Below are 15,092 nucleotides of genomic sequence, written 5' to 3' on the forward strand. Positions count from 1 at the left end.
GGAGCGGAAATCCCGCGCCAGGCACGGCCCGTTGAACGGGGAACCCACCCGAAGCCCCAGCCGGTGGTCACCGGCCAGCAGGCGGGAATCTCCGTCCTTTAGGGCGGAGAGGATGTCAATTGTCTTGCTTGGGAACCATGACCTCGGCGCCCGGCCGCAGCCCGGACACAATCTCGGTCATCCCGTTCCCGGTGAGCCCCGTCCGGACCCGCAGGGTCGTCTTCTTCGCATCGCGGCACTTCCCCTGCTTCTTCTCGCATTGCACCACCGTTACCGTCGGCCCTTCGGGGGTCTGCTTGATCGCCTTCGAGGGGACGGCCAGTACGCCGGAGTGTTTGTCGAGTGTGAGGATCAGGGTCGCCGCCATGCCCGGCCGGAAACTCGCGGGTGGGCTCGCCAGCGGGATGATCAGCGGATACTCCGTCTTGTTTTGGCCGCCGGCCGCAGGCGAGGGGGGACGGGACTCGGAGCGCTGCTGCGTATCGGCGTTCTTCGCATCACCCTCGGCCTCGGCCGTGGTGAGCACACGGGAGGGGGTGGTCTCGACCGCGGCCTTGGTGCTGTCGCCGGTGTCGGAGACCTTGACCTCGGCCGGCTGGCCGGGCGTAATCCTGCTGAGCAGCGAGTTGGGGACATGAGCCGTCACCGACAGGGTGTCGGAATGCATGGTCAGCACGGGGATGCGGCATGACGGGGTCGAGCCGACGGCCGTGTTCACGGAGTCGATGATGCCGTGAACAGGCGCCTTAATGGTCCCGCTGTCGAGCGTCCTTTGTGCTGCGTCCCGCTGCTTTTCCGCGTCTGTGACTCGCTTCATGGACCCGATCAGTTCTGTGTTTACGTCGAATCGGCTGAGGCCGCTGCCGGGAGCAGGTTGGTCGGATGTGCCCAGCGCTGTGGGCGTACCCGCGATTTCCTCGGCAGCTTTCTGGTCGGCGGCTAGCGCTGATCGGGCATCGGTCAGCGCCTTGTCTGCTTCCTCCAGGGCCCGCTTCGCCTGGTCCGAATTCGCCTCCGCCAGCACAGCGTCCTTCATTACATGCTGACCGGGAGTGGCGGACAGGGTAGAGACCGGCCCGATTGACGTGGCGGGATCGGCCTGCCCGGGGAACCACTCGCAGGGGTTGCCCAGCGCAGGCCCGTCTTCGCCCATGGACAGTGTTCTGCCGAAGAATAGGTAGTACTGGCCGCTGGGGGTCAGTGAGGCCGGCAAGGCCTGTGTCACAGACACATCTGTGGGTCTCACTGTGAAGAGCAGCCGGGAATGGTGCCCGATGCTCGTCAGCAAGGCGGCGACCACACCCGCGGCGATGGCCAGCCCAAGGGCCGTCCACCTCACCCATGTCCGAGCCAGCAGCTCGGACATCTCGTGTACCGATCCTCTGAAGCTGATCACGTCCGGCTAGCGCTCCGGTGAGAATTGGATATGGCTTGACGGCATGGGAAACCCCCGGGCAGGACCAGGGCGTACGCCTGGAGTCCGTGTGGACCGGATTCAGCCGGGCCCCGCAGAGCACAGGTGCAGTGCCCGGTTGCCATCCGCCGAACACGACTGCTTACCCGTCGCTCTGGAAGGCGGACCGGCTGACGAGGGGCACACGGGTGCACGGAACGGCAGATACTCCTTTGCGATCGTTGTTGCAACCGGGCCCCACGCTAATACCCGAACGAGGCTTTTCAAATTATCTTCATCGAATGTCGCAGCACGGATTATGTGAAGATGCCAATCTTCTTGATGCATGCGGGTGAACGCCGCCCGGACGGGAGCCGGGAGGATCGTCACTCGGTCCGTACCCGTATCACTGGAAACGGCGAAGCATGCCACGGCGGATGCCAGGAGCTGGGCATCCGCCTCCCGTCACGGATTCTGACTGCAATGTGGTGCGTCACGTCGCGAGAAGTTTGGGCGTGGTGAGCGCATAGCACGGCCCATCGCGTGGGAATGGGCAGAGGACGTTCAGTCGGCGGCGGGCAAGGGCGAGGGCGGCCGGTGTCACGCTTACCCTCGGCGCGTTTGCGGTCGTAGCACTGAGGCGACTCATCGCAGTGCCGGATGGAGAACAAGGTGGCCGGTGCCCCCTCCGGAGTCGCGGGGCACCGGGGCCATGTCTCCGAAGGCGCCTGAAGAAGCACCGATCATGGTCATGCCGTCCGGGCATGTGATGACCTGAACGTTCCCGTGCCTCGTGTGCTTCTGCGAGTCGTAGGACTCGCCCCAGGCGGCTGCTCGGGCCTCTTCGCGTGGCGACGGGCGGGAATGTCGGCCTGGCCGGACGGTCCCGCCGGGCTCGCTGGCGGCGGTGCCGTTTCGGGCTCGGGAACTGCGGCAAATCAGGCACCCACGATGGGCGGCGGAGCCCCAACCCTCTTCGACAGCCCCTGCCACAAGTGTAAGGGTCACTGACCTGCATCGCGTCCGGGGCGCCATCGGTATGCCTTGGCGGTAGACCAGCGAACCGTCCCGGCAGACCGCCTCGACACCAGGGTGCGCTCGCAGCCAGGCAGACAGTGAGCTTCTTCAACCCGGCGCCCCAAGCGGAGGGGCAAAACCATCTGACCTGCACCAACCTGGCCGCCATATCACCCGATCGGTGGCCAACTCGAAGAAGCTCAGTGGCTCCGCATCGCGCCCGGCCCACAACTCGATCGGCAACCGAGTGTCGGCATCCACCGGCAGGGTTCCGTAGCCGTCTGCGTGCAGTGCGAGGCGACCATCACTCCTCCCGGTCCCGGGCGAGGCAAAACCATCCATGCCCGCCGGTGACAGCGCCGCCAAGGCGCACCCCTGGCCGAGTGAAGTTGATCTCATGGAGAGCGGCAGGCTCCGGCCGGTCGGACGGAGCCTGCCGCGGGAGTTCCAACGTCGGACATGGAGCTCTACATCGGTCAGTCGGGGGCGGCATCTGTGGCTCTGGCGGAGTCCGTAAGGGCGTCGAGTCGGGCGGCGAGGCCGGGGTGGGTGGTGGTCAGGTGGGGGCGGGTGGCACCCAGGGGGCGGATGAGGACGGCGGGGTCGTCGTCGGCGAGGGCCGCGTGGAGCTGCCTGAGCGGGGAACGCGCGGCGGCGGGGAGGTCGGTGAGGGCGGTGATCTGGCCGGCGATGCGGCGCAGGTCGGCGGCGTTGCGGCGGGCCCAGGCGGCGGTGGTGCGGTCGGCGGCGCGGCGTTCGCGGGTGGCCTGGACGCGTTGTTCGCCGGTGGTTCCTGCGGGGCCGGGCCGGCCCCGCAGGTAGCGGCGTTCGGCGGCTTGGCGGCTGGCGACACCGAGGGGGTCGGCGAGGTCGGCCCAGCTGGCGCCCGCGTGGCGGGCCGTTTCGATCAGGCCGGTTTCCCAGCCGGCGAGCTGTTCGCGCACCTGCCGCAGCAGCAGCAGGGAGGCCAGCGCCTGCGCAGGGCCGGCGTCGGGGACATCGGGAGAGCCGGGGGCTTCGTGCCGGGCGGCGCGCAGGGCGTCGTCTATGACGTGCAGGGCCGCCGCGGCGGCGAGAAACGATGCCGGGCTCTGAGCGCCAGCGCGGGAAGGGGTCGGCTGGTCGGCTGCTGTCACGGGCACCTCCTCGAGCTGTCATCGTTCCGATGATGCTCTTGTTTGTCATCCATTGGATGACATGTTACAACGGTTTCAGTGCAGCGCATTGGCAGCAACTGCCCGAACCTGCTGGAGGTGTTTCGCCATGTTGATGCGCACCGACCCCTTCCGTGAGCTTGACCGGATGGCCCAGCAGCTGATGGGCCCGGGCACCTGGTCGCGGCCGTCCGCGATGGCGATGGACGCCTATCGCGAGGGCGACGAGTTCGTGGTGGTCTTCGACCTTCCCGGCGTCAGCGCGGACGCGATCGACATCGACGTCGAACGCAACATGCTGACCGTCAGGGCCGAACGCCGGCCCGTGGCCAAGGGCCACGACGTGCAGATGGAACTCTCCGAGCGGCCGCTGGGTGTCTTCTCCCGCCAGATCGTGCTCGCGGACACGCTGGACACCGAGCGCATCCAGGCCGACTACGACGCCGGGGTGCTCACCCTGCGCATCCCGATCGCCGAGCGCGCCAAGCCCCGCAAGATCTCCATCGGCTCGGAATTTGACCGCAAGGAGATCTCCGGCTGAGCCGGACGATACGGACCGAACGGCGGCGGGGGACGGGCTCCTGATCTCCCCCTCACCCCGTCCTCCGCACCCGACCGGACGGACGAAGAAGGGTGGCGATGGACGTGACCCTGCGACAGGAAGCGTTCCTGGACCATGTGAGGGAACGCGGCAAGTACGACAGCCTGCCAGAAGCAGAACGCGCGGCCCGCGTGGTGCTCGCCCTGCTGGGCGCTCACCTGGTCGGCGAGGTACGCGCCGAGCTGGCGGCGGGCCTGCCGGACGAGTTCGCTCTGGTCCTCCTCAACCCGCTGCAAAGCAGAGAGCCCCTGCCACCGGAGCGGTTCCTGCGCGCGACCGCCGCCTGGATCGAAGGGGCCACCGAGCAGACCGCCGCCTGGGACGTCAGCGCCGTCCTCAGCACGGTCGCCGACGCGGCCGGCGACGACCTGCTGGGCCAGATCCTGCTCCAGCTCCCCGCCGGCTACGACCTCCTCTTCGGCCACCCCCAGCCCGCCTGACCCACACACACCGGCACCCGCACAGGCACCACGACCTTCGGCGACAGAGAGGACAACGACCACAGTGACGAGCGGCGTGCACCCTGGCCCTCGCAGGACTCGGACGCCAGCTGACGGGCGACGAACGCGTCGAACTCGTCGCCTCCCCTTCGACGCCGCAACGATCCTCACCGCACAGATCCCCGACGCATCCTGCCAACCACGGTGCGATGACGCCCGGGGGCACGCCGGAAACCGCGGACGGCATGTCCCAACGGCGGACGGCATGTCCCAACGGAAGATCGACTGGATCATCGAGGCCATGCGCCACGAGCGTTACCGCTTCAAGCCGGTCCGACACGTCCACATCCCGAAGAAGAACGGGACGACACGTCCACTGGGACTGCCGACCTGGTCGGACAAGCTCGTCGGCGAGGTGGGCCGCCTGTTATTGGAGACGTATTACGAGCCGACGTTCTCCGACCGCGCGCATGGATTGCGTCCGCGACGACTGTCCATCCTCGGCGAGAGGATCCATGACCAGCGGTTTCTGCGGCTGATGCGTGGCTTCCGCAACGAGCCCCAACGAGCACTCCCCGTCATGGGCATCCCCAACGATCCGGATACCTACGGAACTTAATCAAGCCCGGACGATATAGTAGGTGTGGATTGTAAATGCGTCGTAGAAAAAAGTCCGTTTCCCGTCATACTGGGGATCTGAAACCAGAACTCTCTGTCGAAGATTTGAGGTCTGGTATCCTATGATGACCCTCCAATGGTTGCTATCGGCAGCCATGATCAGATGGCCGGCGTCGATTGCCTCACGTACCACTTCGAATGCGGGCTTCCCATAAGCATGCGTCACCCTCACTGTGGTGCCTGAGAACTCGGGGGATCCCGAATTTACCATTAGAGCGGTGTACGCATCCCGAATCCAGGCTTGGTCAGAAGCCTGCATCCACGAGTGCACCACAGTAGTCGGAGCATGGGACCCGAACCTACGATTGACCGAGTTGTAGGCTGCGCGATATCCGTGGGGGCCGTTCACCCAGTCCTCCGGATCTGCCTGGGGAGACATCGCGTAGGCGTGTGCACGCTCAAACTGGGTTGTCCGGCTCCCCAGTGAGTTTGCTGCAATCGCTGCTGCTGCCGCATAACATAGCTCGCCCATCTGGCGTACGGCGGCATCGGCATTCCACCCCGGGCTTGGCACCTCCGGGTTCCAGTGCTCTACATCTTTGGACTCCGTCAATCCTTCCTCGTCGTGGATCGTGTACTGATCCCCCGAGAGATCCACCCCACACGTCGGGCATTTCGATCCTGGTAGGCACCCATTTGTGACCGTGTCGTTGTGAAACAAACGCCCTTCGGGGCAGCGCTTGACGTTTCCGCCCTCAAAATCTTCTCGCGTGAACGCGAGTCCACAAGCAATGCAGTCGGAAGAAGCCTCAGTGATTCCGTCACCCTCTGTGTCGTCGAGGTCTACGCTGAGGTTCGTTCGCTTTCCTTCAGGGAGAGTTTGGTCATCGACTTGTTGGACGGTCGGTGCTTCAATGGTGTCGAGGTGCGGTGCCGTGGGCGTTTCACCGACGGCACGCTGCTCTTTGTCCTCCAGCGGAAGCAATGTTGGTCGGTCGCCATTGTCGAGCACTAGCTGGCCTTCAATGACTCGCACGTTATCTGCTGTGGCATAACCCTCATCACGTCGGTATAGGCCAGCGTGTCCAGAGGTAAGCGTAGCGCTGGAGAAACCGGTGATCCCGGAAATATAAAGAGTACTCCACCTTCCGTCAACGCGAACGGGATAATTGGCGCCTTGGTGGGTGAACCAGACGGGCGTATGACTGCCATCGGCCTGTACGAGGGAGCCATCGGTCCCCTCTGTGTCGGCGTCCACGGTCTCGACGGGCCCGGTGTATGGCTCCGCGGTCTTATCCTCAACAGGTGCATTCGTCAGCGTGACAGCAGCCTGTGCCAGGGGTCCTGTTGCGTCGAGGACTTCGGTCTCGGTCCCCACAGGCTCACTACTGTCTGGTGGTGGCGTTTCCTCGCCAGGAGGTGAATTCGTCCCCAGATGAGGCCGACTACCTCCTTTTATTGTGAGCTCCCCATCGACCATGGTGACGTCTTCAACCGTCGCAACATTTTGGCCATGTCGTAGGGCGGCCACGCGGTGCTCCCCTCCAGGCCAGAAACCATCGACTCCCACGATATAGAGTGTGTGATAGTTCTCTTCTACACGAACACGGTACTTGCTGCCTTGGTAGGTGTACGTGACGTACGTGTAGTGCCTGTCGTCCTCCTGTACGAGAAACCACGCGTCGCCGACTTTCCTCGCCTCGAGAGCGGGCTCCTCTGGAGGAATTGCTTTGACTTCTGCCGCGACTGGTAGTGACGTTTCCGACGTGATCGTCCGAAGAATTTCTACTGGCGGTGGGGCATGCTCCGCCACATAGGCCTCGACAATACTGCGAATAGTTGGCTGGTGCTCCGTAGGACCGCGTGGGCTGGTGTTCGAGGGCCCGGGAGCAGGGGCGGTTCCGGGGGCGGGAGCGGAGGTGGCGTCTGGTTCTTGAGGCGATGTCGGAGTGGACATGGGAAGACCTTCTTTCATGGGTTACCCATGAGGCGCCCTGTTGGAGTGAAGAATGCAACGCCGGGCGCAAAGCCGACACAAGGAAGCACTATGCGGCTAGCATTTGATTTTACTCATATGGAAGCCGATCGTCACCTGGGCGCAATGCCTATGCCGTTACTTTATGGGTTTACGGGTGGGGGGTGGATGCGGACTGCTCGGCTGCCGGTGTGGGTGGCTGCTGGGGCGTGGCGCAGCCGACGGGACGCGTCCGGTCGGCGTTGGACAACGCCGCCGCGGAGTCGTTCCACTCGGTCCTCAAGGTCGAGTGCATCCACCGGCACACCGTCGCCGCCCGCACTGGGGGCCGGCTGAAGACCGCCACGTGGACCGCGGGCCTCTGCAACACGAGCGGACGTCACAGCGAACTCGGCGGGAAGCCGCCCGCCGAGTTCGAACGGATCCCCCTGGAAGCGCGGGTGCGGGCCGATCGAGTGGGCCAGGCTGCATAACCAACGTCTCTGCGCAACCAGGGGTTTGACAGTGATCTCTCGAAGGGCGGGTGTCAGCGCTGCCCCGCCAGTACGGCTATGTGTCAGTTGTTTCGAGCAGGAGGTGAATGGCCGCCTCCATTGCGTCGCGTGCGGCACCAGGGTCGAGACCTGTCATGTGACGCCAGTGGTACCACGCCCCCCACGTGGTGGCGGCGTGCAGGGTGTCGACGAGCTGGGTCTTGCGTGGTTCAGGCACGGGATCGAGCTCGGCGGCGAAGATCTCGGTGAGGTTGCGGCGTGCCAGGGCCAGCACGTCATGCGTGGCCGCCTGGATCTGTTCCGACTCGGGATTGATGCGCATGACCGCGAGTCGGGCAGGAGTGATCCATTCCAGGATCCGGGAGCGCTGCTCTCCGAGGGCCGCAACCCGCTCCTCGCGGGAGCCGCTCTGCGGCAGAGGTCTGATCTGTCGTCTCAGCTGTTCCATCCGCCGGGCGACGGCCGCGTCCACCAGCTGGGGCATGTGGTCGAAGTGATGGAAGACCAGGCGCCGGGACACCCCGGCCCGTTTGGCGACCTTCTCTGCCGGCAGATGTGACTCACCCTCGTCGAGCAGGGACAGCACCGCATCGGCGATCTTCACTCGTGTCAGCCGGCCGCGTTCTACGCGTCCATCCTGGCCTGCTGCTTCATCGGTCACGGCAACCTCGACAAATGGGTGACACGCTCACTGACTGTAGTACACCCCTGCCCGTCTGGGGCCGTGTCAGCAAGCAAAGCATGCACGGCGAGTGCAAGAGGTCTATGCAGGTCCGGCGCGGCATGCCCGGCTTCCCGCACGGGCTCGTGCATCCGCACGGTCCGGTCTGCGATCCCGCGGCACATCGGCAATCATGTGACTATGGGTGTGGAAGTGTCCTTGAAGCCGAAAGATCTCGAGGTCGAACCCGGCGAGTCCGTCGAGTGCACTCTCGTCCTGCACAACACAGGTGCAGTAGTCGATCAGTTCGCAGTGGAAATTATCGGTGATACGGCCAAGTGGGGAGAGGCCGAACCGAACATCGTCAATCTTTTCCCCGACGGCGAGACATCCATCACGCTCAAATTCAGCCCTCTCAGTTCCTCTGACGTCAAAGCGGGTAAGGTTCCTTTTGCGGTTCGGATTCGATCCAGGGAGGACCCCGAGGGATCCGTGATCGAAGAAGGCTCGGTCACGGTCGCAGAATACAAGAAAATTGAAGCAGAATTCGTCCCGCACGTGACGAGTGGATCCTTCAGGACACGCCACCGGCTGGCGGTCGACAACCTTGGCAATGCTGATCTGTCCGTGAGTGTGAAAATAACGGATAAAAATGATGCACTGATCTTCAAGCTCCGCCAATATGCGGTGCATTTGTCGTCGGGGACCACCGTTCTCCTCCCCGTGCGCGTCATACCCAAGAAGCGATTCCTGAAGGGCCGGGAAAGAACACGCCCATTCCAGGCGAAGCTCGCTGCCGCCGGCATGAAGCCGGTGACAGCTGACGCCGCAATGGTGCAGAGGCCCCTGATACCAAAATGGCTCTTTGCGGGGCTCATGAGCCTGCTCGCCCTCCTCGCGGCTCTTTTGATACTTTCTGCCACTGTCTTCAAGCAAACGCTCCAGTCGGACGAAGGTACTGCGCCGAGTGTCCAGCCCACTCCCACTCAGAACACCGCCCCACCGCCAGGCGAGAGTCCCTCCGCCTCCGCCTCCGCCTCCGGCAGCCCTTCCACGCCCCCGCAGGTTATTCAGGCGAACGCCGCTGCCGGACAAAGCGGGACGTTCCAGCAATTCACCTACACGGTCCCCAATGGACAGCAGTTCACTCTGACTGACATCACCCTGACCGGCCCTTCGGGAAGCAGCGGAACGGCCGAGGTGCGTCATGGGAGCGACACCCTGGACTCGCAGTCCCTGGACAGCTTGCCGCAGACCCAGCACCTGGACCCGTCGTTGCAGCTTGCGGGCGGCGACCAGATTGTTCTTGCTGTCGACTGCCACAACCCCACGGACCCGTGCACTCCTTCTGCCGTCCTGTCCGGGAGCCTTTCCTGACCGCTGCAGCCCAGATTTCATACCGATCCGGCGAAGGACCAGGCAGGGGCGGCCCGCCGTGAGGTTGTGTCCCGCGACGCGACGTGCTGTAGGGGATCAAGCGTTGCGCGTTCCGGTTCGCGGCGCATGGGGGCTTCTGCGGAGACAGCAGCCTGCGAAGCATTCCCGGTAGGGCGAGTTGGACACCGGAACGGGCTCTGCTGACCCCGACTGCAGCGGGTCCGTACGCGCAGGGCCTGTCGCACAGCCTCAGGACGGACTGTTCGCAGACGCGCTCCAGCCGGATTGATCAATGTGCTGGTCACGGCCGTGTGGCGTGGTCGGTGGGTGTGTCACCGCACCGAGGCTCCCGTTGGGGACGGATGACCTTGCCGGTCCGCCGCTGTACCGCTGTGCCGGGCGGTGGCCGTACCGCGCACCGCCGCTGAGATGCACGACGGCCCTGAGAGGCCGAAGCTGGGGTAACGGCCATGGGGGGCGCCGGTGGAATGCAGGCCGGCCCCGGGTGTCTGCCGTCCGGAGCACGGCCGGCGCGTCCGCCGGGTGCGCCGGAACGGCAGGGGCGTCGGTGCGCGGGGCGGCCGCGGCTCCGGCGGAATGCCTGGAGAGAAATGCCTTGAGAAGGGGCGGCAAACCATGTCAAATCCCTCCGGCGACGGGAGGGCCACGGACCCGACATTCCCGGGAAGGCTGGCCGGCATCCTGACGCGGTTCGTCGAGGACAACCCGATATCCGATCGCGTACGCCGGACCCTGCGGGCCCTGCTCGACAGCCTCGACAGCACCGAGGCACCGGACGGCGTGATACCGGAGGGCGAACGCAAGAGCATGCCCGCGCCGGGAGAAGAACTAAGCGAAGGACTGGGCGAGGACCTGTGGGGGATGATCAGCCGGTACACCACCCTGCGGGAGTGGGCGGTGATGTTCCAGGTGAGCACCCAGACGCGGGTCCAGGCGAGGGCGGGGTTGCGCGGGGCACTAACCGCCCAGGTACTGGCGGGCATGTCATGGCCCGACATCCTGATCGTAGCCAGGAGCAACCTCGCCGACCCGGAGGCCCTGGCCACCGTCTGCGAGAGAGGCATCGGGTTCCGCGGACGCACGCTGCAGTCCTACGCCAGAGTGGTGCGCACCCAGGAGCAGCTGGCGGCGGCCCTGGCCGATCCCAGCATCAATGCCACCGGCTCGACGATCAACCTGCGCGGGAACGGCGTGTTCACCGTGAGCGCGACCCCGCTGCCGGACCGGGACGGTCCGGTGCACGCGCTGGACAGCACGCGCGTGACCGTGACCGGCGGATGCGTCCACGTGCACGGCCAGGCCACGGTGGCAGCCCTGACCGGTGGGGAGGTCTACGCCTTCGACGACGTCCCCGTCGAGCGCGCCGAGGTGCCGGCGGGATCCCGCGGGATCGTCAACCTCTACGACCGGGCCGGCGTGATGGTGCCCTTCCCGTCGCCCGGCGTCGAGGTCGCCGTGAACGACGCCACCGTCTCGGTCGACGCCCTGGACGGCGACATCGAGATGCGCGCACCCACGGCGGTGCTGGTCCAACCCTGGGGAACGGGACACGCCTACTACCACACGCGCGCACAAACCACCCCCTGGCAGCCATCCGGGCTCGCCGCCCAGGCCCCGGAACGCCTCGTCGGGCCCTCCCACGAACCCACCACCCCCGCCCCCCAAGCCGCCGAGAGACTCCTCATCCAGGCCCTGAGCCGCAACGACCGGCAACTGTCGAACCTGGCGTGCAACGTGTGCCTGAACGACTTCCTTCCACCCGCACCGGGCGACCGGCTCCTCCTGGCCGCCTGCGGCCAGCACTTCTACCACCCCGGCTGCCTGGCCCGCTTTCCCCACACCTGGCAGCCAACAACCCACAACTACCTGCTGGAATGCCCGCAATGCCACCAGCCCGCCGAACCCCTCACCGACCTCACCGCCGCCGCAGGACTGCACGAACCGGCCAAGACCACCCCGCCCCCCGCCGTCCTACGCAACCTCCTCGATACAGACGCCCAAGGCGCCACCCCCGAACCCGACGAAACCCTCCACGACTTCAACGAACCCCCGACGCCCGACCGGGGCGTCTCTTGACCTTGTCGGCGTGATGTCGTGGCTGACAAGCGGTAGTTGGCGCGGCAGGCCGGTCGCAAGAGGTATCAACAAGGAGGCGGGCCGCCTGCGGGGCGAGGGGCGTTTCGCGAGCACATCCGGATGCAGGCGACCGAGTTACTCACCCTTGAACACGGCAGTGCCGCGGTCGCCAAGCAGTTACGTGTCAGTGTCGGGGCTGTTCAGCGTTGGCACCAGGCGTGGGAATACGGCGGAAGGCCGGTCTGGGAGTCGAAGGGGCCGGCGTCCAGGCCGAAGCTGAACGAGCCCTTGGCAGACGCAGTTTCACCCGGACCGACCATCGCGACCTGCTGACCACCGCCAACCAACAGCCCGACGCGCCGATCGTGCTCGTAGGGGACAACTTGAACGTGCACAGGGACAGACGGCTGAGGGAGTTTCATCGACACTCACGACTGGCCACTCGGCGGGCACCAGCGGCACACCACGGGCGGTACAGACTGCCGAGGTAGCCTCCGACGGTGTGTTGAAAGAAGAGAGCAAGCAGCTCAGGGCTCGACTCAGGGAGCTGGAACCGAACGGGAGATCCTGCGGAGGGCCGCGAAGTATTTCGCCGGCGAGACCAACTGGTGAGCCGTTTCCAGTTCGTTGATGATCATCGCGGCGCGTTCGGCGTCAAGCGGCTGTGCCGGGTCCTGGAGGTCTCCCGGTCCGGGTTCTACCGGTGGCTGAAGGCCGCCCCGGCCCGCCGGGCGCGAGCTCGGGAGGACGCCCGCCTCGCGAGGCGGATCCGGGAGATGCACAAGGAGTCCGACGGCACCTACGGCATCGCGCGCATCACGGCCACTGAAGGCCGCCGGGATCGAGGTCAACCACAAGCGCGTCGAGCGTGTAATGCGCCGCATCGGCGTCCAGGGCGTGCATCTGCGCAAGAAGGTCCGCACCACGATCCCCGAGCCGGAAGCGGCGGTGGTGCCGGACCTGCTGCGGCGGGACTTCACCACGAGCGAGCCGAACACCAAGTACGTGGGCGACATCACCTGAGACCTCCGAGGATGCCCCGGCCTTCGGGCCGGGGATGAATCGGACTCCTGCGGAGCAGGGCAGGGAACGGGGTTTCGCCCTCAGGGCGAAAGACCGCCCACACGGTCGGGTAAGCTGACTGCCGTGCGTTGCGAGAACCAAGCGCGTACGCCGTGCTGATCGAGAGCCAAGACGGCACATGCACCTCCAAGCTTTGCGGTACGAACCCGGGCTGGTTTCAACCCGGCTGGTGTTGATCGTGGAAGACCTGTCGGGTCGCTGACCCGCAGGCGGCGTGAGCTAGGAATCCCCCTGCTTCAGCTGGGGGAGGATTCAATTATCTGCCCGTCGGAGACGGCCAATTCTTCTATCGGGCAACGGTGTTGGACCTGCGTTCCAGGCGGCTCGCGGGCTGGTCCATTGCCGACCACATGCGCACCGAGCTGGTCACCGACGCGCTCGAAGCCGCCGCTCATACCCGGGGCGGCAGCCTCGACGGGGCGATCTTCCACAGCGACAACGGGCGCAATACGCGTCGAAGGAATTCGCCAAGGTGTGCAGCCGGCTCGGCGGATCCGCTCGCGCGGAGCGGTCGGCACCAGCGCGGACAATGGTGTTTGCTGCCCGGGCGTGCGCGGTCGACCGGGCTGCGCCCGCTTTTGGGTCCCTACGGGCAGCCCGCACGTGCGAGGAATCGATCACCGCTCGCGACCAGTCCAGCTGGTTCTTCGACCGCAGCTTCTCCAGCAGCACCGCGTGCAGCCTGTCCCACTGCTGCGGTCGTGGCCCACACCGCCGCCGCCACGCGGAACTGACAGATAAGCTGGCAGGGCGCCGAAGGAGGACACGATGACGACCGCATGGGACGCGCTGCCGCCCTGGATGCTGCCGCCTCGGCCGAGTGGATGGGAGGCCGATGATCTCGACAATGCACCCGACCTTCCCCGACACACCGAGCTGATCGATGGAGCGCTCATCTTTATGATGTCCCCGCAGCGGTCCTGGCACGCTCGAGTTGTCACCCGGCTGACGACCGCACTGGACCATCAGGCCGCTGAGGGATTCGTCATCGACCGGGAAATGACAGTCAAGCTGAACGAGAAGAACCGCCCCGAGCCTGACGTCCTTGCTGTCACGGTCCCCTACGATCCGGACCGTACGCGTTACTTTCCCGATCAGGTCGCCCTCACCATCGAAGTCGTCTCGGTTGAGTCCGCCGACCGGGACCGGTCGCTGAAGCCGTTCAAGTACGCGCAGGCGGGTATCCCACACTACTGGCGTATCGAGGAGGAAAACGGCCTCCCCGTCATCCACGCATACGAGTTGGATGACACCACCCGCGCCTACGTCGCCACTGGTATTTACCGCGAGCGCATCAAGATCGCGGTCCCTTTTGACATCGACATCGACCTGCCCCGTCTCATCCGCTGAACCGCGAGCGGCACCCCAGGGAACGAGCAGGCTGGCGTACTCCACGTCCAACGCCGGTCAAGATCGATACCGAGTGGTCTGCTGTTTCGCCTGGTCAGGATTATTGGTGTGGGGCGGTCTCGGGCGGTGTGGAACAAGCTTGAGGGAGCGGGTTGGCTCCGAGAGTCCGGTATAGGGCCGATGTCTCTACGCGTGGCGTGACAGGTCGGCCACCAAGAGATCGAGGGTGGCCTCCTCGTGGAGCGCGACGCCGAGGGCAGTCATGGCAGGGACGAGATCCGGGTCCCAGTCCGCGCTGACCGGCTGGCCGTCGAGGGCCAGTTGAGGGGTGCCCTCGGGCCTGGCTGCGAGCGGCCAGGTGCTCGTAGTCCGCGGTGCCCATGCGCCACGGCAAGGCTTCGTAGCGGCGGATGACCCGGTTGGCCAGAGCGATCCCCGGCCAGTCGAAGTCGCCGTGGTACGCGAAGCCCAAGCCATGACCAGCACGATTGGGACGTCGGGTGGACAACCCGACTGCGTGGAAGATCTGCAACTCTCAGCCGGGCCCGAACCAACAGATCACCGATTATCCGGTGGTCTTTGACGTGGTGAAAGCCTCGGAGACGTGGGGGGGGGGGGGCGGGGGGGGGGGGGGGGGCCCCCCCCCCCGCCCCCCGCGGGGGGGGGGGGGGGGGGGGGGGGCGGGGGCGGGGGGGGGGGGGGGGGGGGGGGGGGGGGGGGGGGGGGGGGCCGGGGTGGGGGGAGGGCGGTCCGGTCGCCTGTAGAGGGGGCACGGTCCGGTGCCGGGTAAGGAGAGGGCGGCCCGGCCGCCGGAAGGGGTGGAGCGGGCGGT

The 15,092-nt window shown here is 65.9% G+C and carries 12 protein-coding genes and 3 pseudogenes; 9 read left to right on the plus strand and 6 right to left on the minus strand.

Annotated elements, in window-relative coordinates; all coding sequences use genetic code 11:
• Window positions 1-115: 115 nt before the first annotated feature.
• Together ACGFYN_RS46435 and ACGFYN_RS46440 are read right to left on the minus strand one after the other, a co-directional pair.
• Entirely contained in the window at window positions 116-1,366 is a 1,251-nt protein-coding gene (locus tag ACGFYN_RS46435; protein ID WP_393872033.1) for an efflux RND transporter periplasmic adaptor subunit, read from the minus strand.
• A gap of 1,520 nt (window positions 1,367-2,886) precedes the next feature.
• Entirely contained in the window at window positions 2,887-3,546 is a 660-nt protein-coding gene (locus ACGFYN_RS46440; RefSeq protein WP_393872034.1) for a type III effector protein, read from the minus strand.
• Window positions 3,547-3,673: 127 nt separating this feature from the next.
• Between ACGFYN_RS46440 and ACGFYN_RS46445 the strand changes: the two genes are divergently transcribed.
• The 3 genes and pseudogenes from ACGFYN_RS46445 to ACGFYN_RS46455 form a co-directional block, all read left to right on the plus strand.
• The gene (locus ACGFYN_RS46445) at window positions 3,674-4,105 is read left to right on the plus strand and encodes an Hsp20/alpha crystallin family protein (RefSeq protein WP_393872035.1); all 432 of its coding nucleotides are present in this window, start codon (window positions 3,674-3,676) and stop codon (window positions 4,103-4,105) included.
• A gap of 104 nt (window positions 4,106-4,209) precedes the next feature.
• Complete coding sequence (locus ACGFYN_RS46450) at window positions 4,210-4,605, plus strand: DUF2267 domain-containing protein (RefSeq protein ID WP_393872042.1); 396 nt, start codon at window positions 4,210-4,212, stop codon at window positions 4,603-4,605.
• A gap of 194 nt (window positions 4,606-4,799) precedes the next feature.
• A pseudogene (locus ACGFYN_RS46455) lies at window positions 4,800-5,146 on the plus strand (maturase); the annotation flags it as partial.
• Between the two features lie 78 nt (window positions 5,147-5,224).
• Here the strand turns inward: ACGFYN_RS46455 and ACGFYN_RS46460 are convergent.
• On the minus strand, window positions 5,225-7,036 hold the full coding sequence (locus ACGFYN_RS46460) for a hypothetical protein (RefSeq protein WP_393872036.1): 1,812 nt from the start codon (window positions 7,034-7,036) through the stop codon (window positions 5,225-5,227).
• Window positions 7,037-7,407: 371 nt separating this feature from the next.
• On the opposite strand from ACGFYN_RS46460, the gene ACGFYN_RS46465 reads away from it, so the two are divergent.
• Entirely contained in the window at window positions 7,408-7,671 is a 264-nt protein-coding gene (locus tag ACGFYN_RS46465) for an integrase core domain-containing protein (protein WP_393872037.1), read from the plus strand.
• Window positions 7,672-7,747: 76 nt separating this feature from the next.
• Here the strand turns inward: ACGFYN_RS46465 and ACGFYN_RS46470 are convergent, their stop codons facing one another.
• A complete protein-coding gene (locus tag ACGFYN_RS46470) occupies window positions 7,748-8,353 on the minus strand; it encodes a TetR/AcrR family transcriptional regulator (protein WP_393872038.1) in 606 nt (201 codons plus the stop codon).
• Between the two features lie 201 nt (window positions 8,354-8,554).
• Between ACGFYN_RS46470 and ACGFYN_RS46475 the strand changes: the two genes are divergently transcribed.
• The 5 genes and pseudogenes from ACGFYN_RS46475 to ACGFYN_RS46495 all read left to right on the plus strand — a co-directional run bounded on the left by ACGFYN_RS46475 (window position 8,555) and on the right by ACGFYN_RS46495 (window position 14,260).
• The gene (locus ACGFYN_RS46475; RefSeq protein ID WP_393872039.1) at window positions 8,555-9,730 is read left to right on the plus strand and encodes a hypothetical protein; all 1,176 of its coding nucleotides are present in this window, start codon (window positions 8,555-8,557) and stop codon (window positions 9,728-9,730) included.
• Between the two features lie 636 nt (window positions 9,731-10,366).
• Window positions 10,367-11,827, plus strand: a complete 1,461-nt coding sequence (locus tag ACGFYN_RS46480; protein WP_393872040.1) for a hypothetical protein — start codon at window positions 10,367-10,369, stop codon at window positions 11,825-11,827.
• A gap of 469 nt (window positions 11,828-12,296) precedes the next feature.
• Window positions 12,297-12,847 (plus strand): annotated as a pseudogene (locus tag ACGFYN_RS46485) (IS3 family transposase); the annotation flags it as partial.
• Window positions 12,848-13,170: 323 nt separating this feature from the next.
• Window positions 13,171-13,644 carry a DDE-type integrase/transposase/recombinase gene (locus ACGFYN_RS46490; protein ID WP_393872043.1) on the plus strand — a complete coding sequence of 158 codons (474 nt, stop codon included), beginning with the start codon at window positions 13,171-13,173 and terminating at the stop codon, window positions 13,642-13,644.
• Between the two features lie 34 nt (window positions 13,645-13,678).
• Entirely contained in the window at window positions 13,679-14,260 is a 582-nt protein-coding gene (locus ACGFYN_RS46495; protein WP_393872041.1) for a Uma2 family endonuclease, read from the plus strand.
• 186 nt (window positions 14,261-14,446) lie between these two features.
• On the opposite strand, the gene ACGFYN_RS46500 is transcribed toward ACGFYN_RS46495, so the two are convergent.
• Both ACGFYN_RS46500 and ACGFYN_RS46505 read right to left on the minus strand, forming a co-directional pair.
• The gene (locus ACGFYN_RS46500; protein ID WP_393872044.1) at window positions 14,447-14,524 is read right to left on the minus strand and encodes a hypothetical protein; all 78 of its coding nucleotides are present in this window, start codon (window positions 14,522-14,524) and stop codon (window positions 14,447-14,449) included.
• 115 nt (window positions 14,525-14,639) lie between these two features.
• A pseudogene (locus ACGFYN_RS46505) lies at window positions 14,640-14,792 on the minus strand (DUF2399 domain-containing protein); the annotation flags it as partial.
• Window positions 14,793-15,092: the final 300 nt, after the last annotated feature.

Origin of the sequence: Streptomyces sp. NPDC048419, assembly GCF_043200415.1 — a bacterium.
Taxonomy (GTDB): Bacteria; Actinomycetota; Actinomycetes; order Streptomycetales; family Streptomycetaceae; genus Streptomyces.

What these genes read in the sequence shown, in the direction of transcription:
- ACGFYN_RS46435 (WP_393872033.1), bottom strand. Translation starts at nt 1,366, where the DNA reads ATGTCCGAGCTGCTGGCTCGGACATGGGTGAGGTGGACGGCCCTTGGG.
- ACGFYN_RS46475 (WP_393872039.1), top strand. Translation starts at nt 8,555, where the DNA reads ATGGGTGTGGAAGTGTCCTTGAAGCCGAAAGATCTCGAGGTCGAACCC.
- ACGFYN_RS46480 (WP_393872040.1), top strand. Translation starts at nt 10,367, where the DNA reads ATGTCAAATCCCTCCGGCGACGGGAGGGCCACGGACCCGACATTCCCG.
- ACGFYN_RS46445 (WP_393872035.1), top strand. Translation starts at nt 3,674, where the DNA reads ATGTTGATGCGCACCGACCCCTTCCGTGAGCTTGACCGGATGGCCCAG.
- ACGFYN_RS46495 (WP_393872041.1), top strand. Translation starts at nt 13,679, where the DNA reads ATGACGACCGCATGGGACGCGCTGCCGCCCTGGATGCTGCCGCCTCGG.
- ACGFYN_RS46500 (WP_393872044.1), bottom strand. Translation starts at nt 14,524, where the DNA reads ATGACTGCCCTCGGCGTCGCGCTCCACGAGGAGGCCACCCTCGATCTC.